This is a genomic window from Kribbella sp. NBC_01510, from assembly GCF_045040325.1.
Lineage (GTDB): Bacteria > Actinomycetota > Actinomycetes > Propionibacteriales > Kribbellaceae > Kribbella.
Genome location: NZ_CP109418.1, coordinates 3,372,230 through 3,390,798 on the forward strand (window position 1 = coordinate 3,372,230; position 18,569 = coordinate 3,390,798).

At 68.8% G+C, this 18,569-nt stretch carries 16 protein-coding genes; 6 read left to right on the plus strand and 10 right to left on the minus strand.

The genetic code is table 11. The annotated features are described in order from the left end of the window. Window positions 1-109: 109 nt before the first annotated feature. From OG558_RS16750 to OG558_RS16760, 3 genes are read left to right on the plus strand one after another with little or no spacing between them, the layout of a single operon-like run. Complete coding sequence (locus OG558_RS16750) at window positions 110-883, plus strand: carbohydrate ABC transporter permease (protein WP_405071087.1); 774 nt, start codon at window positions 110-112, stop codon at window positions 881-883. Further along, a complete protein-coding gene (locus OG558_RS16755) occupies window positions 880-1,749 on the plus strand; it encodes a carbohydrate ABC transporter permease (protein ID WP_405071088.1) in 870 nt (289 codons plus the stop codon). Before OG558_RS16750 ends, OG558_RS16755 begins: the two co-directional genes overlap by 4 nt. Before the next feature lie 9 nt (window positions 1,750-1,758). Then, window positions 1,759-3,300 (plus strand): glycoside hydrolase family 13 protein, encoded by a 1,542-nt coding sequence (locus OG558_RS16760; RefSeq protein ID WP_405071089.1) that lies wholly within the window; start codon window positions 1,759-1,761, stop codon window positions 3,298-3,300. A gap of 49 nt (window positions 3,301-3,349) precedes the next feature. On the opposite strand, the gene OG558_RS16765 is transcribed toward OG558_RS16760, so the two are convergent. The 5 genes from OG558_RS16765 to OG558_RS16785 form a co-directional block, all read right to left on the minus strand. Beyond that, complete coding sequence (locus tag OG558_RS16765; RefSeq protein ID WP_405071090.1) at window positions 3,350-5,584, minus strand: heavy metal translocating P-type ATPase; 2,235 nt, start codon at window positions 5,582-5,584, stop codon at window positions 3,350-3,352. Then, entirely contained in the window at window positions 5,581-6,480 is a 900-nt protein-coding gene (locus tag OG558_RS16770) for a hypothetical protein (protein ID WP_405071091.1), read from the minus strand. The genes OG558_RS16765 and OG558_RS16770 overlap by 4 nt, the downstream gene beginning before the upstream one ends. Continuing rightward, on the minus strand, window positions 6,477-6,695 hold the full coding sequence (locus tag OG558_RS16775; protein WP_328524121.1) for a heavy-metal-associated domain-containing protein: 219 nt from the start codon (window positions 6,693-6,695) through the stop codon (window positions 6,477-6,479). The genes OG558_RS16770 and OG558_RS16775 overlap by 4 nt, the downstream gene beginning before the upstream one ends. A gap of 20 nt (window positions 6,696-6,715) precedes the next feature. Then, window positions 6,716-7,021: a metal-sensitive transcriptional regulator gene (locus OG558_RS16780; RefSeq protein WP_405071092.1), complete on the minus strand. Its 306-nt coding sequence runs from the start codon at window positions 7,019-7,021 to the stop codon at window positions 6,716-6,718. A gap of 134 nt (window positions 7,022-7,155) precedes the next feature. Next, window positions 7,156-9,630: a YfhO family protein gene (locus tag OG558_RS16785; protein WP_405071093.1), complete on the minus strand. Its 2,475-nt coding sequence runs from the start codon at window positions 9,628-9,630 to the stop codon at window positions 7,156-7,158. A 45-nt stretch (window positions 9,631-9,675) separates the two neighbouring features. On the opposite strand from OG558_RS16785, the gene OG558_RS16790 reads away from it, so the two are divergent. Continuing rightward, entirely contained in the window at window positions 9,676-10,644 is a 969-nt protein-coding gene (locus tag OG558_RS16790; protein ID WP_405071094.1) for a glycosyltransferase family 2 protein, read from the plus strand. A 77-nt stretch (window positions 10,645-10,721) separates the two neighbouring features. Here OG558_RS16790 and OG558_RS16795 read toward each other — a convergent pair whose 3' ends face one another. After that, complete coding sequence (locus OG558_RS16795; RefSeq protein WP_405071095.1) at window positions 10,722-11,801, minus strand: ABC transporter ATP-binding protein; 1,080 nt, start codon at window positions 11,799-11,801, stop codon at window positions 10,722-10,724. Between the two features lie 205 nt (window positions 11,802-12,006). On the opposite strand from OG558_RS16795, the gene OG558_RS16800 reads away from it, so the two are divergent. Then, window positions 12,007-13,044 (plus strand): LacI family DNA-binding transcriptional regulator, encoded by a 1,038-nt coding sequence (locus tag OG558_RS16800; protein ID WP_329484118.1) that lies wholly within the window; start codon window positions 12,007-12,009, stop codon window positions 13,042-13,044. On the opposite strand, the gene OG558_RS16805 is transcribed toward OG558_RS16800, so the two are convergent. The 3 genes from OG558_RS16805 to soxR form a co-directional block, all read right to left on the minus strand. Continuing rightward, entirely contained in the window at window positions 13,041-13,520 is a 480-nt protein-coding gene (locus OG558_RS16805; RefSeq protein ID WP_405071096.1) for a hypothetical protein, read from the minus strand. The genes OG558_RS16800 and OG558_RS16805 overlap by 4 nt on opposite strands. A 119-nt stretch (window positions 13,521-13,639) precedes the next feature. Next, a complete protein-coding gene (snpA, locus tag OG558_RS16810; RefSeq protein WP_405071097.1) occupies window positions 13,640-14,341 on the minus strand; it encodes a snapalysin in 702 nt (233 codons plus the stop codon). 189 nt (window positions 14,342-14,530) lie between these two features. Continuing rightward, window positions 14,531-15,004 carry a redox-sensitive transcriptional activator SoxR gene (gene soxR / locus OG558_RS16815; RefSeq protein ID WP_329484121.1) on the minus strand — a complete coding sequence of 158 codons (474 nt, stop codon included), beginning with the start codon at window positions 15,002-15,004 and terminating at the stop codon, window positions 14,531-14,533. Between the two features lie 410 nt (window positions 15,005-15,414). On the opposite strand from soxR, the gene OG558_RS16820 reads away from it, so the two are divergent. Continuing rightward, on the plus strand, window positions 15,415-17,355 hold the full coding sequence (locus OG558_RS16820; RefSeq protein WP_405071098.1) for a DEAD/DEAH box helicase: 1,941 nt from the start codon (window positions 15,415-15,417) through the stop codon (window positions 17,353-17,355). Window positions 17,356-17,409: 54 nt separating this feature from the next. Here OG558_RS16820 and OG558_RS16825 read toward each other — a convergent pair whose 3' ends face one another. After that, window positions 17,410-18,498: an aminotransferase class V-fold PLP-dependent enzyme gene (locus tag OG558_RS16825; RefSeq protein WP_405071099.1), complete on the minus strand. Its 1,089-nt coding sequence runs from the start codon at window positions 18,496-18,498 to the stop codon at window positions 17,410-17,412. Window positions 18,499-18,569 lie beyond the last annotated feature (71 nt).

Consider the following 18,569-nt stretch of genomic DNA (forward strand, 5'->3'; position numbering starts at 1 on the left):
CCACGGCGCTCTCCGCCGGGCGGTTGGGCGCAACCTCACTGCGTACGGGTTTCTCTGTGGTGCACTGATCTGTTTTGCCTTGTTTTCCTGGTATCCGATGATCCGAGAGGTGGTTCTGAGTCTTCAGCAGAACAACTTCGTGGATCCGGGGGTGTGGGTCGGGTTCGACAACTTCAGGACGGTGATCGAGGATCCGGCGTTCCGGTCGGCGTGGCTGAACACGGCCGCGTTCAGCGCGCTCGCGCTGGTCATCGGGTATGCGGTCCCCTTCGTGCTGGCCGTCGTACTCAACGAGCTCAGGCACGCGAAGGCGTACCTGAGGTTCGTCGTCTACCTGCCGGTGATGCTCCCGCCGGCGGTCGCCGTACTGCTGTTCAAGTGGTTCTACGACCCCGGCAACGGCCTGTTCAACCAGGTGCTCGACGTCTTCCACCTCCCGCCGCTGAGCTGGCTGGACTCCACGAGTACGGCGCTCGTCAGCCTCGTGCTCGTGTCGACCTGGATGAACCTCGGCACCGGCACGCTGATCTACCTGGCGGCGCTGCAGAGCATCCCCGGCGATCTCTACGAGTCGGCCGAGCTCGACGGCGCCGGCCTGTTCCGGCGCGTCTGGCACGTGACGGTCCCGCAGACCAAGCTGATCCTGCTGGTGATGCTGCTCCTGCAGATCGTCGCGACCATGCAGGTGTTCATCGAGCCGTACCTGCTGACCGGCGGCGGCCCGGAGAACGCGACCGTCACCGTCGCCTACCTGATGTACCAGTACGCCTTCAACTTCGGCGACTTCGGCGGCGGCAGCGCCCTCGGCCTGATGCTGATGATCGTGCTGCTGGTGTTCTCCACCGTCTACCTGCGGGTCTCGCGCGAGGAGGACGCCCGATGAGGACTCTGGTGTCGCCCCTCTCACTCCGGACTCCGAGAGGACGAGTGATCTACTGGACCACGCTGGTCGTCGTCGTGATCGGATTCACCGGCGCCTTCGTCTTCCCGCTGTACTGGATGGTGACCGGCGCAATGAAGTCACCGGACGAGATCGCCCAGATCCCGCCGAGCTTCTTCCCGAAGCATGTCGACTTCGGTGTCTACAAGGACGCCTGGGACCAACTCCAGCTCGGGATCTTCCTGAAGAACACCGCCTTGTACGCCGGTGGCGCGTGGCTGTTCACGCTCGCGGTGGACGTGACCGCGGCGTACGCGTTGTCGAAGCTCCGCCCGTTCTTCGGCAAGCTGATCCTGGGCGCGATGCTGGCGACCCTGATGATCCCGCCGATGGTCCTGCTGCTGCCGACGTACCTCGTCGCGAAGGACCTGCCGATCTTCCACGCCAGCCTGCTGAACACACCCTGGGCGATCTGGTTGCCGGCGGCAGCGAACGGGTTCTTCGTCTTCCTGCTCAAGCGGTTCTTCGACTCGATCCCGCGCGAGCTGCTGGAGGCCGCGGAGATCGACGGCGCGTCGCCGCTGCGGATCCTCTGGTCGATCGTGCTGCCGGTGTCGCGGCCGATCCTCGGGGTGGTGTCGATCCTGTCCGTGGTGACGGTGTGGAAGGACTTCGTCTGGCCGCTGCTGGTGCTGCCGGAGACCGACAAGATGTCGATCAGTGTCGGCATCGCGTCGCTGTCCGCGCAGATGCCGCAGAACGTGCTGATCGCCTCGCTGGTGATCGCCAGCCTTCCAACCATCCTCGTGTTCTTCATCTTCCAGCGGAGCATCATGGCCGGGCTCACCGCCGGAAGCCTGAAAGGTTAAGGAGATTCGATGGCCGACGAATGGTGGCGTGGAGCTGCGATCTACCAGGTCTATCTGCGGAGTTTCGCGGACGGGAACGGGGACGGGATCGGCGATCTGGCCGGGCTGCGCCGGCGGTTGCCGTACCTGGCCGAGCTCGGCGTGGACGCGATCTGGCTGAACCCGTGGTACCCGTCCCCGATGGCCGACGGCGGGTACGACGTCGCCGACTACCGCGCGATCGACCCGGCCTTCGGCACGCTGGCCGAGGCCGAGGCGTACATCGCGGAGGCGCACGCACTGAACATCCGCACAATCATCGACATCGTGCCCAACCACGGCTCCGGCCAGCAGGCCTGGTTCGTCGAGGCGCTACGAGGCGGCCCGGGCTCACCCGAGCGGGAGCGGTTCATCTTCCGGCCAGGTCACGGTGACCGGCCGCCGAACGACTGGCAGTCGATCTTCAACGGCCCCGCCTGGACCCAGGTCGAGGACGGCGAGTGGTACCTGCACCTGTTCGCCCCCGAGCAGCCGGACTTCAACTGGCGCAACCCCGAGGTGGTCGAGGAGTTCCACGACATCCTCAGGTTCTGGCTGGATCGTGGCGTCGACGGGATCCGGATCGACAGTGCCGCCGTACTGTTCAAGGATCTGGACAGCGTCGAGGAGTCGTACACCGACCACGACGAGGCGCACGACGTCTACCGCGGCTGGCGGCAGATCACCGACTCGTACGACGCCCGGTTCCTGGTCGGCGAGATGTGGATGCCGGACCAGGAGCGGTTCGCGCTGTACCTGCGGCCGGACGAGATGCACACGGCGTTCAACTTCGACTTCCTGTCCCGCCCGTGGGAGGCCGGCGAGCTGAAGGCGTCCATCGATCTCACGCTGTCGACCCACGTCCCGATCGGCGCGCCGCCGACCTGGGTGCTGTCCAACCACGACGTCACCCGGCCGGTGACGAAGTACGGGCGCCCGGACACGTCGTTCTCGCACCAGGACCGCAAGCACGGCATGCGCACGGACCTCGTCCTCGGCGAACGCCGGGCCCGGGCGGCAGCCCTGCTCGCCATGGCCCTCCCAGGCGGCTTGTACGTCTACCAGGGTGAAGAGCTCGGCCTTCCGGAAGTCGAGAACCTGCCCGACGAGCTCCTCCAGGACCCCATCTTCACCCGCTCGGGCGGCACCGACCGCGGCCGGGATGGTTGCCGCGTCCCCCTACCGTGGTCCGGCAAGGAGCCGCCGTTCGGCTTCGGCGCCGGCTCGACCTGGCTCCCGCAACCCGCCGACTGGAAGAACCTCACCGTCGAGTCCCAGCACGACGACCAGAACTCGATGCTCACCCTCTACCGCACCGGCCTGAAGCTCCGCCGCGCCTACCTGGGCGACGGCACCCTCACCTGGGTGGACTCACCACCCCGTGTACTCACGTTCCGGCGCGAGAACCTGGCCTGCGTGACCAACTTGAGCGCCGAGCCTGTCGACCTGCCGCCGCACGAAGAGGTGCTGCTGACCAGCACCCCCCTCGACGACGGCCGGCTGCCGAGCGACGCGACCGCTTGGATCCGCTGATGCGGGGAAACAAACTTGCGTCAGCCGACCAGAAGTTTCCCCGCCACCCTCATCCAAGCGGACGGAAGCGGCGGAGGCGGAGGCTGTTGGAGACGACGAATACGGAGCTGAAGGCCATGGCGGCGCCGGCCAGCATCGGGTTGAGGAGGCCGGCGGCGGCCAGCGGTAGCGCAGCCACGTTGTAGGCGAAGGCCCAGAACAGGTTGCCCTTGATGGTCCGCAGCGTGCTGCGCGACAGGCGGATGGCGTCCGCGGCGGCGCGGAGGTCGCCGCGGACCAGGGTCAGGTCGCTGGCCTCGATCGCCACATCGGTGCCGGTGCCCATGCTCAGGCCGAGGTCGGCCTGGGCGAGGGCGGCCGCGTCGTTCACGCCGTCGCCGACCATCGCGACCACGCGGCCCTCGCTCTGCAGCTTCTTCACCACGTCGACCTTGTCGGCCGGCAGCACCTCGGCGATCACCTCGTCGATGCCGACCTCGGCAGCCACCTTCGTCGCGACCGCCTCGTTGTCACCGGTCAACAGGACCGGCCGAAGACCCAGCCCACGAAGGTCCCGGATCGCCTGCACGGACGTCGGCTTCACCGTGTCCGCGACGACCAGCACGGCCCGCGCCGTCCCGTCCCAGCCGACGGCGACCGCCGTACTGCCCTCGGCCTCGGCGTGCTCCTTCGCATGCGCGAGGTCGTCCGGCAGGTGCTGACTCCACTCCTCCAGCAGCCGCGTCCGCCCGACGAGTACGGCGTGACCGTCGACGATGCCCTGGACGCCAAGGCCCTCGACGTTCCCGAAGTCCTCGGCCTCGGGCAGCCGGCCGACCTCGGCGGCCGCGCCACGAGCGATGGCCTGCGCGATCGGGTGCTCACTGGAGTGCTCCAGCGCCCCGGCCAGCCGCAGTACGTCGGCCCGCTCCTGCCCAGGAGCCAGCAGTACGTCGACCAGCTCCATCCGGCCCGTGGTCACGGTGCCCGTCTTGTCCAGTACGACGGTGTCGACCCGGCGCGTGGACTCGAGCACCTCCGGACCCTTGATCAGGATGCCCAGCTGCGCACCCCGCCCGGTGCCGACCATCAACGCGGTCGGTGTGGCCAGCCCGAGTGCACAAGGGCAGGCGATGATCAGTACGGCGACCGCCGCGGTGAACGCCACCTCGACCGGCGAACCGTTGCCGAGCCAGAAACCCAGCGTGGCCAGCGCCAGCCCGATCACGATCGGCACGAAGAACCCGGACACCCGGTCCGCCAGCCGCTGCACCGCGGCCTTCCCGTTCTGTGCATCCTCGACCAGCCGGGCCATCTGGGCCAGCTGCGTGTCCGCTCCGACCCGGGTCGCCCGGACGACGAGCCGTCCACCGGCGTTGACGGTCGCACCGACGACCGCGTCACCTTCACTGACCTCGACCGGCACGGACTCACCGGTCAGCATCGACGCGTCGACCGCGCTGCTGCCGGTCACGATCACCCCGTCGGTCGCCACCTTCTCGCCCGGCCGGACGACGAACTCGTCACCCACGACCAGTTGGTCGGCCGGGATCCGGGTCTCCGCACCGTTCCGCAGTACGGCGACATCCTTCGCGCCGAGCTCCAGCAGCGCGTGCAGAGCGGCGCCCGACCGGCGCTTGGCGCGGGCCTCGAAGTACCGCCCGGCCAGGATGAACGTGGTCACGGCGACCGCGACCTCGAGGTAGATCTCCTCGGCCCCGGTGCCGCGGGACGGGATCAGCGTGAACGGCATCTTCATCCCGGGCCGGCCGGCGTCGCCGATGAACAACGCGTACAGCGACCAGAGGAACGAGCTCAGCACGCCGAGCGAGATCAGCGTGTCCATCGTGGTGGCGGCGTGCCGCAGGTTGGTCCAGGCGGCCTTGTGGAACGGCCAGGCCGCCCAGGTCACCACCGGGAAGGCGAGCGTCAGCGACGCCCACTGCCAGAAGTCGAACTGCAGCGCCGGGATCATCCCGAACGCGATCACCGGAATCGCCAGCACGATGCTCGCGATCAGCCGCTCGCGCAACGGCTTCAGTTCGTCGGGCTCGGCAACGTTGCTCTCGGCAACTGCCGGCGCCGGCAGCGTCGCGGTGTAGCCGGTCTTCTCGACGGTCGCGACCAGGTCGTCGGTGCTGATGCCGTCCGAGTAGGTCACCTTCGCCTTCTCGGTGGCGTAGTTGACGGTCGCCGAGACCCCGTCCATCCGGTTCAACTTCTTCTCGACGCGGGCGGCGCACGAGGCGCACGTCATGCCGCCGATGATGAGCTCGACAGATCTGCCGGTTTCTGTGTTGGTCATGATCCCACCCGCACGGTGAACTCCGCGGTGTGCACCGCACCCGCGTGCTGGAAGTCGAGGTACAGCCGGTAGGTCCCCGCGGTCGGGAACGTGGTGCCGAAGCTGATCGACGGGCCGCCCTTCATACCGGGCTCGGCGTGTTGCGCCGGGTGGTTGTGCAGGTAGGCGAGGTCGCCGCTGCGCAACGACACCAGGTGGCCGAACGCGCCCAGGTAGGGCTGCAGGTCCGTGACCGGCTTCCCGCCGCGACTGGCCCGGAACGTGAGCTCGGACTCGTGTCCCGCGACCGGATTGCCCTCGAGCGTCACGTCGTACCCAGTGAAGCTGTCGGTGCCGGCCGGCTTTGGCAGTGGGACCGGGGTGAAGCTTCCGGAGACGCTGACGTCGGTGCCCAGGGTCAGCTTCTTGTCCAGGCCGGCCGGCTGGAAGTCGGCGTACAGCCGCCAGGTCCCGCCGGTGGTGAAGGTGAACGGGATGCTCCAGGCGCCCGTCGCGTCCATGGTCGGATGCACGTGGTGGAAGCCGGACAGGTCACGCCGGACCACGATCAGGTGCAGGTCCTTCTCGTGCGTCTTGGTGTACGTCGTCACCGGCTTGCCATCGGGGCCCTGGATCGTGAAGCGCAGTTGGGTCTTGGCGCCGGACCGGAAGGACGTGGTCGCCGGGCTCAACGTGTAGCCTGCGTCGGACACCGCGAGCCCGGGCAGTTGCCCGCCCGCGTCGTGCCCTGCTTCTTCCGCCATGCCACCCATCTCCTCGTTGCTGTGAGCCTGGGCAGGCGCGGGATCGGCCGCCGCGACCGGGTCGACCGCAGAGCCGATCGCGAACGCCGCCCCGAAGGCCAGGGCGAGCGCACCGGCGAACGCACCGAGCCGGAGCGCGGCGGCCCGGCTCACGACGCCGCCAGCTCGTAGCCCGCCTCGTCGACGGCCTCGCGTACGGCGGTCTCCTCGAGAACGGACTCGCTCGTCACGTGCACCGCGGATGTGCCGCCCGCGTTCAGGTCGATGCTGACCTCCCGCACGCCGGGAAGCTTGGTCAGCTCCTCGGTGACGGCGGCAGTGCAGTGCCCGCAGGTCATCCCGGTGACGGAGTAGGTGGTGGTGGTCATATCGGACTCCTTGAGAGTTTTCAGCTACGAACGAGACGGGCGATCGCGTCGGAGGCCTCGCGGACCTTCTCCTCGGCCTCGGCGCCGCCCTTCTGCGCGGCCTCGACCACGCAGTGCGAGAGGTGCTCGTCGAGCAGCTCGAGCGAGAACGACTGCAGCGCCTTCGTCGCGGCCGACACCTGGGTGAGGATGTCGATGCAGTACTTGTCCTCCTCGACCATCCGCTGCAGACCGCGGATCTGGCCCTCGATCCGCCGCAGCCGCTTCAGGTGGCTGCTCTTCTCGGCGGTGTATCCGTGCACATGGCCGTCGGCGTCGGTGGTCATCACAAGCTCCTCATCTACCCCTCGGGGGTATGTCGACACACAGAAAAGTACCCCCTATGGGTATCCGGCGCAAGTCCTGCGCGGATACCGGTAGGGGGTACTTGGCGGCCCCGGTCAGAGACTGGGCCGCGACATCAGCTCCTGACGCGTCGTCGCCACCACCACCCGAACAGCACGATCCCGAGGGTGAGCGCAGCGGAGGCCGCGCCGATGGCCAGGCCGCGCCGCAGGCCCGGCGGGATGAACGTGCACTCGATCCGGTCGGCCGTGCCGGTCAGGGGTACGGCGACCAGACCGCCGTAGTCCCGTGGATTCCGAGCCTCTCCGTCCCCGGCCGAGCACTGCCAGCCGGACACCCGCGGCACGGACACCACGGCGTACCCCTTGCTGCCCGGCGGCAGCGTCGCGCGGATCGAGTGACCGCCGGCCTCCACGTCCGTCGCCCCGCTCGCCCGCAGCCGCCGGACCACCTTCGCCAGGGCTTGCTGATCAAGGCAGCCGACCGCTCCCTTCGGCGGGATGCCCTGCGGAGCCTCGCCGAAGTTGATCTCGATCAGAACGACGCCGGACTTCGGTACGGTGCCCAGCCGGACCATCGCGCTGTTCGTGTTGATACCGGGCCGGCGGGTCGCGGACAGCTCGTGCCAGACGCCGTCGGCCAGCCGCGCCCGGCCGGCCACCCGCGGAAGGTTCAGGAACGCGGTCGTCCCGGCCGTGCACGCCGCGACCAGCTTCACCTCACCGGTGGCGAACCTGGTGCCCTTGTAGTCGGGGATCTCGTACACCTTGGTGCCGAGCAGCCGCTCCTGGGCGGCGTAGGCGCTCGAGGTGTCGGTCAGGCCGAGATTCCGCCGGACCGTGACGAGCGGGGGTGCCTGCGACCGGAGGATCCTCGGGCCGCTGGCCCGCAGTTGCAGCCTGGCCCCGACCGCGAAGATCGCATCGGTCACCGGGTTGTCGAGCGTGTGCGAAGCGCGGCCGTAGCCGGACCAGCCGAAGCCGAGATCGGTCAGCGTCTGGTTCAGCGTGTACGGCAGCAGGCTGCTGTAGAGGCCGGCGCCCTGGCCACCGAGCAGCATCGGATCGTTCGGCGTGATCGACGTGCCCGGTTCGGTCCGGTACTGCGGCCAGTCCTGAGCCGCTGCGATCGTGTCGTGACGCTTGGTCTGCGCGGCGTCCCACGGGCCCTCCGTCGCGCTGAGCACCTTCGCGCGCTTCTCGTCGGTCACCACCGCGGTCCACGTGGTCTCCACGGCGACGACGACCATCAGGACGGCGAAGGCGACCATGACCGGCCACTTGTGCCGGCGCAGGGCCGAACGCCGGACAGCCCAAATGGTGCCGAACGCAACCAAAGTCGCGGCTCCGGATGCGATCAGGACGGTCATCGCGTGCCGGGTCAGCAACGGACTGCCGATGGACAGCACCGCGATCACGGCCAGCAGGGCGCCGCCGCACAGCACCGCGATCGGGCCGGGCAGGCCGTACGCGACCGCCAGCCAGCCGAGGACGACGATCACGCCGCACAGCACGAACGCCTCGCGGTACTGGCTGCCGTTCGGGGTGTCGAAGCCGTGCCACATCTCCTGCGTCGGCGCCCATCGGAAGGAGAGCGTGAGCAGGACCGTCGTCACCACCCAGACCACCTTGGTCCGGAGCGGGACGAAGCGGTTGAACGGCATCGTCAGGGCGAGCAGCAGGGCGACCGTTCCGACGTACAGGCTCGCGGTCCGGCCGACGCCCTCGGACAGCGGGAGCAGGCGGGACAGGAACAGGTCGATCCGCGACGCCTTGAACACACCGGACGGCGACGGCGTTGCGGCGTCGTTGGCGGTGAGGACCGGTAGCAGGATGGGCGCGGCCAGGGCCAGGCCGAGCACGAACGAGATGCCGTGCCGCACCACCACCCGCAGCCGCAGCAGCCAGCTGAGGTCACTGGTCAGCACCCGAGCGAGCAGGAAGATCCCAGCCGCGATCGTTGCCATGTAGGCGGTGTAGAAGTTGGACACCCAGAACACGGCGACCACCAGCACACTGAGTAGCCGGTTGGTCCGGCGCAGTGACCACTCGGCCACCAGGAAGAACATCGGCAGTGCGATCAGGCCGTCCAGCCACATCGGCACGTACGACCCGTCGTCGAGGGCCCAGCCGCAGACGCCGTACGACGCTGCCAAGATCGCCGCAACCCAACGGGGTCCTTTGTGCATCTTCAGGAGTAGGACCGCCATGGCGGCCGCGGCCAGGCTGAGTTTGAGGACGGTGATGACGTAGACCGCCAGGTCGATCTGGTCGCGCGGGAACAGACCCACCAGCAGGGACAACGGGCTGCCGAGATCGACGCCGTAGTCGGCCAGGAAGCCGACGCCGAACGCGCTCTGGAAGTTGAAGAGCAGGTCGCCCTGGGCACGACCGTGCAGGATGTCCCACAGATGAGCGAAGAAAGGGATGTACTGCGTGCCAAGATCGTTGGTACTGCGGGACAGTGAGCCGAAGGGATAGGTTTCGCGGATGATTCCGGACGCGGTGAAGACCGCCGCCACCAGCACGCCGGCGACGAGCGCGGGGAGCAGTGCCGAGCGCCGTCGTACCGCTCTGCTGTCCGAATCCACCGGCCGCCCCTCTGCTCGCCCTGGATGGTGCATATGAGCACAACGATGCGTCTGAGCCTAGTGGTGCCCTGTTACAACGAGGTCGAGGTGGTCACGCGGTTCCACGAGGCGCTCAGCCGCGAGCTGGTCGCGACCGGCCGCCCGTACGAGATCGTGTACGTCGACGACGGCAGTACTGATGGGACGCTCGACGAGCTGGTGAAGTTGGCCGCCGCCGACGAGGCGGTGCGCTACCTGTCCTTCAGCCGGAACTTCGGCAAGGAGGCCGCGATGCTGGCCGGCCTGCGGTACGCAGGAGGCGACGCCGTAGTGATCATGGACGCCGACCTGCAGCACCCGCCGGAGCTGATCGGCCGGATGCTCGAGCAGTACGAGCGCGGCTTCGACCAGGTGATCGCGCGCCGGACCCGGACCGGCGACCCGGCGACCCGGACCCTTTTCGCGCGGACGTACTACTGGCTGATCAACCGCTGGGCCGACGTCGAGCTGGTCGACGGGGTCGGCGACTTCCGGCTGCTGTCGCGGCGCGCGGTCGACGGGCTGCTGGAGCTGGGCGAGTACAACCGGTTCTCCAAGGGGTTGTTCGCCTGGATCGGGTTCGAGTCGATCCTGTTCGAGTACGACAACGTGAAGCAGCCGGACCGGAAGAGCCGGTGGACGTTCCGGCGCCTGCTCGAGTACGGGCTGGACGGGCTGCTGTCGTTCAACAACCGGCCGCTGCGGATGGCGATCTACGTCGGCCTGCTGCTCACCGCGGTCGCCGCCGGGTACGCCGTCTGGGTGATCGTGAACGCGGTCCTGAACGGGGTCCAGATGCCCGGGTACGTCACGCTGATCGCGGCGATCACCGGGCTCGGCGGGCTGCAGATGGTGATGCTCGGCGTGATCGGCGAGTACATCGGCCGGATCTACTACGAGACCAAGCATCGGCCGCACTACCTGCTCAAGCAGAGCAACATCGACCCGATCGACCGCCCCGCCACCCAGACCCCGCGCAGCCGGCAGCTTCCTTAGGCAGTGTGACCTCAGAACGTGCAGCGGCCCCGGGTGGACGAACCACCCGGGGCCGCTGCGTTGCGTCGTACCGGCGATCAGGCGGTCAGCCGCTCGTCGGTGGAGGTGGAGAACAGGTGCAGCTTGTCCGGCACCGCCGCGAGGTGGATGGTCGCGCCCTTCTCGACCGGCATCCGGGCGTCGATCCGGGCGACGATCTGCTGGTGCTCGTTGTTGTGCTCCGCAGTGCCGTACAGGTACGCGTCGGCGCCGAGCTCCTCGACCACGGCCACGTGAACCGGCAGGCCCTGGTCGGCGACCTTGAAGGCCTCCGGCCGGACACCCAGGGTCAGGGTCTTGTCGTTGCCGGCCCTCGCCAGGATGGCGCGATCGACCGGCACGATGTAGTCGCCGAGCTTGGCGCCACCCTCGACCAGGTCCGCCTCGAGCAGGTTCATCGCCGGCGAACCGATGAAGCCGGCCACGAACTTGTTCTTCGGGGCGTCGTACAGGTTCAGCGGGGTGTCGACCTGCTGGAGCAGACCGTCCTTGAGGACGGCGACCCGGTCGCCCATCGTCATGGCCTCGACCTGGTCGTGCGTGACGTAAACGGTCGTGACCCCGAGCCGCTGCTGCAGCTCGGCGATCTGGGTACGGGTCTGCACGCGCAGCTTGGCGTCGAGATTCGACAGCGGCTCGTCCATCAGGAAGACCTGCGGGTTACGCACGATCGCGCGACCCATCGCGACACGCTGACGCTGACCACCGGACAGCGCCTTCGGCTTGCGCTCCAGGTACTCCTCCAGGCCGAGCAGCTTGGCCGCCTCCATGACCCGCTTGGCGCGGTCCTCCTTGGAGACACCCTGCATCTTCAGCGCGAAGCCCATGTTGTCCGCGACCGACATGTGCGGGTAGAGCGCGTAGTTCTGGAACACCATCGCGATGTCCCGCTCCTTCGGCGGACGGTGCGTGACGTCGCGGTCGCCGATGTAGATGGAACCCTCGTTGACCTCTTCGAGGCCGGCGAGCATCCGGAGCGAGGTGGACTTGCCGCAGCCCGACGGGCCGACGAGAACCATGAACTCGCCGTCCTCGATCTCGAGGTTCAGCTTGTCGACGGCGGGGGTGTCACCACCCGGGTAGATCCGGGTTGCCGACTTGAAAGACACAGTGGCCATGACGATTACTTCCCTTCACCGGCAGGAACGTGCCGGACGATCCGAGTAAAGGCCCCCGGGCGGGGGTGCGTTCATCCTCGCCCGCCCCGCTCGTCCTGACAAGCTGTACGGCGTGTGACGTGTCCATTCTGTTCACGTAGTGGACAACTGTGCGCAGTCTCAGTCTGCAAGTTCTTGCAGGATCTTGCTGCAACGTCAACCGCCGATGGGTACAGTGCCCCGCGTGAGCAGTAGAGCGAGGCTGGCGGACATCGCGGCCAAGGCGGGGGTCAGCGAGGCGACGGTCTCCCGGGTGCTGAACGGCAAGCCGGGGGTGGCGGAGGAGACCAAACAGTCGGTCCTGACGGCGCTCGACGTCCTCGGGTTCGAGCGGCCGACCCGGTTGCGGCGGCGGTCGGCGGGCCTGATCGGGCTGGTGATGCCGGAGCTGATCAACCCGATCTTCCCGGCGTTCGCCCAGGTGATCGAGTCGGCGCTGTCGCAGCGTGGCTTCACGCCGGTGCTGTGCACGCAGTCGCCGTCCGGCGCGACCGAGGAGGAGTACGTCGAGCTGCTGCTGGAGCGCGGTGTCTCCGGGATCATCTTCGTCTCCGGCCTGCACGCGGACACCGGCGCCGACCACGCCCGCTACCAGGCGCTGGTGGACCGCCGGCTGCCGGTGGTGTTCGTGAACGGCTGGCTGCCCGGGGTGGAGGCGCCGTTCGTGTCGTCCGACGAGTATGCCGCGATGGAGCTGGCCGTCTCGCATTTGGTTGCCCTCGGCCACCGTCGGATCGGGTTCGCGTCCGGGCCGGAGCGGTTCATCGTGGTGCAGCGCAAGCTGGCCGGCTACCGCACCTCGATGAAGGCCCAGCTGGGCGTTTCCGACGAGGACCTGCATCCGTTGGTCGCATTGAGCATGTTCGGCGTCGAGGGCGGCGCCGCGGCGGCCCAGCAGTTGCTGGACGCCCAGGTCAGCGCGGTCATCTGCGGCTCCGACATGATGGCGCTCGGCGTCATCCGCGCCGCCCGCCAGCGCGGCCTGTCCGTCCCCGGCGACATCTCGGTCGTCGGCTACGACGACGCTCCGATGATGGAGTTCACCGACCCCCCGATGACGACCATCCGCCAACCAGTCCAATCCATGGCCCTGGCCGCCGTCCAGTCTTTGCTTGAAGAGGTCCGCGGCCACACCACGCCGCACACGGAGTTCCTGTTCCGGCCGGAGCTCGTCGTCCGCGGGTCCACCGGGCCGGCGCGCTAGGTCCAGTCCTCGCAGGTCTTCGTCTTGAAGTCCTCGAGGGACTCGGACCTGTGTCCTTCCTGCTCGCGCTCCGGCACGAGCACGGTGCCAGGCTTGAGGCCGGACAGATCCCGGTCACTGAAGTCGAGGTGGTTCGCGGACCAGCTGTTGTCGTTCGACCACCCGTAGATCGTGTACTGCTGCTCCGGGTCGCGCCCCTCGAGCTCCCCGACCACAGCCCAGCCGTTCCCGCCGGAGTCCAGGGTGAACTGCGAGAACCCGGTCACCGGAGAGCTGACCTCCCACTTGCCGAGCGTCTTGTCATCCCGGTACAGCGTCGCGCCGTCGATGTGCCCCTCGCACATCTGGACGACGATCACAGCTGCGCCCTGGGCGTCGACCGTCACGCCGACGACTCCGCCCGGCGCAACCGTGCAGCTGGTCAGGCCCGCACAGCAGGCTGCCGCGGCGCCCCAGATCCCCATCCACCTACGCACGGCATCAGGGTAGGTGGCGGGAGGGGCGTCGTACGCAGAGCTCCGGCCCGGAAGCCCGTCCCCTGCCGGGCGGGTTCCGGGCCGGAGGCCTCGGGGTGGTTACTTGGAGATGTGACCTCTCACTTGGAGAGGTGGAAGGCCGCCGTGGGGAGGCTGGTCTTGCCGTTGGCCCAGAGGGCGTTCACCTTGGAGCGCTCGGTGGCGTCCGGGTAGGGGTTGGTGCAGGACGGGCCGGGGCCGCCGCCGGACATCAGTTCGGAGCAGGGGCCGGAGTAGTGGTCGGGCAGGCCGAGCACGTGGCCGGTCTCGTGGGCGGTGATCCGGGTCGGGTCGTACTGCTGCGCCTGGGCGTAGTCGAGGAAGACGTACCCGCTGCCGTGGCCGTCGGTGGACGCGTACGAGCCGCGCGGGTCGTTGCCCTCGGTGTAGTAGAAGTCGTAGTTGCTGCCCTCGACCAGCTTGACGTTGCTGACCGAGGAGTTCCAGATCGACGTGCTCGAGTTGATCTGGGACTGGAAGCTCGGCGCGTCGACGGCGTACGTGACGGTGACGGCCGTGACCTTGCGGCCGGCCTTGGCCTGCTGCGCCATCTTGGCCTGGGCGGACTTCATCACGGCGTCGTAGAACGCCTTGGTGGCCGCTTCGTCCTGCGGCGAACCGACGTACGCGGCCCGGCTGGCGGCGGTCGAGACGGACGAGTCGGTGGCCGGTGCCGAGGCGGTGGGGCCGGTGCCGGTGAAGGCGGGGGCGGCGAAGGCGGGGACGGCCAGGGCTGCGGCGGCGAGCCCCGCGAGCGAACTCAGGATACGGCGATGCGACATGGAGGGCCTCACTCCGGGTCGGTGGCGGATAGCGACGGGCGGATTACCGTTCGCTATCCCCGGATGCTGCCAAGAGTCCGGGTTCTGCGCACCCGGTCGCGGAAAACCCTGGGGATAACCCGCGAATCACGGCGTCCGTTCTATGCCGGTCATAACCGGATCGGTATGACCCGAACTCCTCCGGTCAGCTCACTCGCCGGGGATGCCCACGTTGAGGAGCCGGGCGCCGGGGCCGCGGTCGGCCAGGCGGTCGGCCTTGTTGTAGAGGTTGCAGCGCTGGAGGCTGAGGCAGCCGCAGCCGATGCAGCTGTCGAGGTCGTCGCGGAGCCGCTCGAGCTCGGAGATCCGCTCGTCGAGCCGGCTGCGCCACGCCTTCGACAACCGGCTCCAGTCCGCCCGGGTCGGGGTCCGGTCGTCGGGCAGCGAGTCCAGCGCCTCCTTGATCTCGGCGAGCGCGAGGCCGACCCGCTGGGCCGCCTGGACGAACGCGATCCGCCGCAACGTGCTGCGCTGGTACTGCCGCTGGTTGCCGGCTGTCCGCCGTGAGTCGATCAGGCCCTGATCCTCGTAGAACCGCAACGCCGATGCCGCCACTCCGGACCGCTGTGCGATCTCCCCGATCGAGAGCCAGTGCTCCTTGCTGGGGACGTTCACCTCTCCCATACGGCCACCCTAGGACGAGGCACCAGAAACTCAAGCCCACTTGAACTGCCGCCACCTTGTGCGGGGCAACCATCTGGACACCGGGTTCGTGGTTGGTGGGTGCTCGAGGTGGAAAACCAGTGGGGTGGGTGGTCTGGTGGATGGCGGGGTGGTCGGGGGAGGGGTGGGAGTCGGGTATACTTTTGACGTCGGTGCGCGCGTCGCGTCACCAGAGATTTTCCCCAGGCGCTCCGACCCGTCGGTTTCAGCATCCCGCTGAAGGTCCCCGGCGACATGGGTGCAACGCGATATGCGCCCGCAGGTCGATGCCCGTCTCCTGCTCAGCACGTTCCGTCCGGTCACGTCCGTGACCGGCGCTCGCGTGCGGTTGCGATCCGGCCATTCGTCCGTGACGTTGAGAGAGAGTTTGCGTGACCCAGCACCACCAGGACAATCAGCCGACCGCCGGCGAGCAGGCCGACGGACGGATCAAGAAGCCGCGGCACAAGAAGTTCCAGACCCAGTCGTACGGCGAGCGGATGGCCGCGGACGCCGCCACCACGCCGACCGGCGAGGTGCGCAACGACGCTGCCCGCGGTGAGCGCCGCGGCGGCCCGTCGCAGTACTCCGACCGCGGCGCCCGCACCGGCAGCCAGTCCGACAACGACCGTCGCCCGGTGAAGGGCTACCGCGCCGAGCGCGCGACCCAGCCGGCCCGTTACAACCGCGACGACCGTCCGCAGTACGGCGACCGCACCCGCACCGACCGCGGTGAGCGGATGCAGTCCGGCGACCGCCCGCAGACCAACCGGGCCGACCGCCCGCAGTACGACCGCACTGACCGCCCGAAGTTCGAGCGGAGCGATCGCCCGCAGTACGACCGCACCGACCGGCCCAAGTTCGAGCGGAGCGACCGGCCGCAGTTCGACCGCGCCGATCGCCCGAAGTTCGAGCGGAGTGAGCGGGCGCCGTACCGGGGCGACGACAAGCAGTACGAGCGGCGGGAGCGTCCGTCGTTCACCGAGACCAAGCGGGACGAGCCGATCGACCTGGGGACCGTTGCTGCGGACAACCAGTTCGCCGCGCTCGGCCTGGCGCCGCGGCTGGTGCAGCGGCTGGCGCGGGACGGGATCACCACCCCGTTCCCGATCCAGACCGCGACCATCCCGGACGCGCTGGCCGGCCGGGACGTCCTCGGCCGCGGTCAGACCGGCTCGGGCAAGACGCTCGGCTTCGGTCTGCCGACGCTGATGCGCCTGGCCGGTGGCCACACGGAGTCGCGCCGGCCGCGCGGCGTCGTACTGGTCCCGACGCGTGAGCTCGCCATGCAGGTGCACGACGCGCTCGAGCCGCTGGCGCACGTGATGAACGTGTCGATCAAGCTGATCGCCGGCGGTCTGCCGTACCCGAAGCAGATCGACGCGCTTCGCCGCGGTGTCGACCTGCTGATCGCGACGCCGGGCCGGTTGATCGACCTGTGCGAGCAGGGCGCGGCCGACCTGGGCGCGGTGGAGATCGCCGTCCTCGACGAGGCCGACCACATGTGCGACATGGGCTTCATGCCGGCGGTCACCACGCTGCTCGACATGACGCCGCCGGAAGGCCAGCGCCTGCTGTTCTCGGCGACGCTGGACAACGACGTCGACAAGATCGTGAAGACCTACCTGAAGGACCCGGTGCAGCACTCGACCGAGTCCGGCCAGGCGTCGGTGAGCACGATGGAGCACCACCTGCTGGTGATCGAGCCGGGGCACAAGCAGTCGCTGACGGCCGAGCTGGCCAGCCGCGACGGCCGGACCATCGTGTTCGTCCGCACCAAGCTGGGCGCCGACCGCGTCGCCACCCAGTTGCGCGACCGTGGCGTGATGGCCGCGGCGCTGCACGGCGGCCTGACCCAGGGTGTCCGGAACCGGACGCTGGACCAGTTCAAGGACGGTTCGGTGCCGGTGCTCGTGGCAACGGATGTGGCGGCCCGCGGTATCCACGTCGACGACGTCGGCCTGGTGGTTCAGGCCGACCCGCCGGCCGAGCACAAGGACTACCTGCACCGTGCCGGCCGGACGGCGCGCGCCGGTGGCAAGGGCGCCGTCGTCACGCTCGTCCTGCCGCACCAGCGGCGCGGGATGATGCGGATGGCCGAGACCGCCGGCGTCAAGGCCGAGCCGGTTCGGGCCCGTCCGGGCGACGACCTGGTCACTGAGCTGACCGGCGGCACCAAGCCGTCCGGGTACCCGGTGAAGCTGCCGGCCCCGAAGCCGCAGCGATTCTCCAAGGGCGGCGGCAAGGGCGGCAAGCGCTACGGCAGCGGCCGTCCGGGCAACCGCGGCAGCAACGGACCCCGTCGTACCGAGCGGAAGTCCTACCAGCACTGAGGCAACTGAAAGGGCCCGGTTCTCCTGTAAGTCAAGGGGAACCGGGCCTTTTGCCTAGGTGAGGATCGCCCAGAGCCTGGCCAGGACGGTCGCGATCTCGTCCGCGTCGAGCGGGATGAGTTCGAGCATCAACTCGTCGTCGGCGACCCGGTCGGTCATCACGTAGATCGGCGGCACGCCGGCCTCGAGTTCGGTCGCGACCCGCTTGGCGTCCTTCACCTTCAGCAGTACGCGCGACACCTGCAAGCCGGTCGGATCCGGGACCACCTCGGCCGAGACCTCCGGGATCCGCGCGGCCGCCTCGGAGAACGCGAGCACCTTGGCCAGCTCGTCGGCTTCCCACTTCATCCGATCGAAGGCCTGCCACTCCTCAAGCGCCGCGATGACGCCGATGATGGCCTCCTTGGTCGGCTTCATCACCCGGCCGATGCCCTTCTCCTGCGCGCGCACCGCCTGGACCAGCGGCCAGGTGCCGGCGACCAGGCCGGCGGTGGGGGAGCCGAGGTACTTCTGTCCGCTGACCAGCACCAGGTCCGCGCCGGTTGCCAGCAGGTCCGCGATCCGCGGGAACTGGGCGGCGCCGTCGATGATCGCGGGGACGCCGCGACGGTGTGCGGCCCGTACGGCGGCGACCAGGTCTAGCGGCTCGCCCTGCGTCAGCCGGGACGAGACCAGGAACAGGCAACTGACGTCCGGACCGTCGAGCTCCTCCTCCAGATCCCCAATGCTGCAACGGGCTTCGTCGCCGGCCAGATCCACCTGCGCGCCGGACAGCCGGATGCCCTGCAGGTTGGAATGCCCGTAGTCGACCACGTGGCAGGCCGGCATCACGACCCGGTGGTGCATGTCCGTTGCGTCCGGCAACGCCGCGATCCGGCGCGCGTCTCCGCCGGTCATGGTGGCCGCGACCGCGAGCGTGATGCCGGCCGCGGTGCAGTGGACGACCGCGCCCGCCTGCGCGCCGGTCACCTGGGCGATGGCCTCGCTGGCGCGGTCGCCGAGCTCGTCCATCACGAAGAATTCGGGTAGTGCCTGTGCGACGGCCGTCGCCACCCCGTCGGAACTCCGCGACACCCCCAGTGGCGTGAAAGTCCCCTTGGCGTTGATCACCACACTCAAGCGATAACGCTCATGGATGCTCATGGTGCTGCTCACAGTAGTGGTCACTGTCAGTACTTGGACAGTACCTGAGCCAATCCGACCTCTTGACCCGA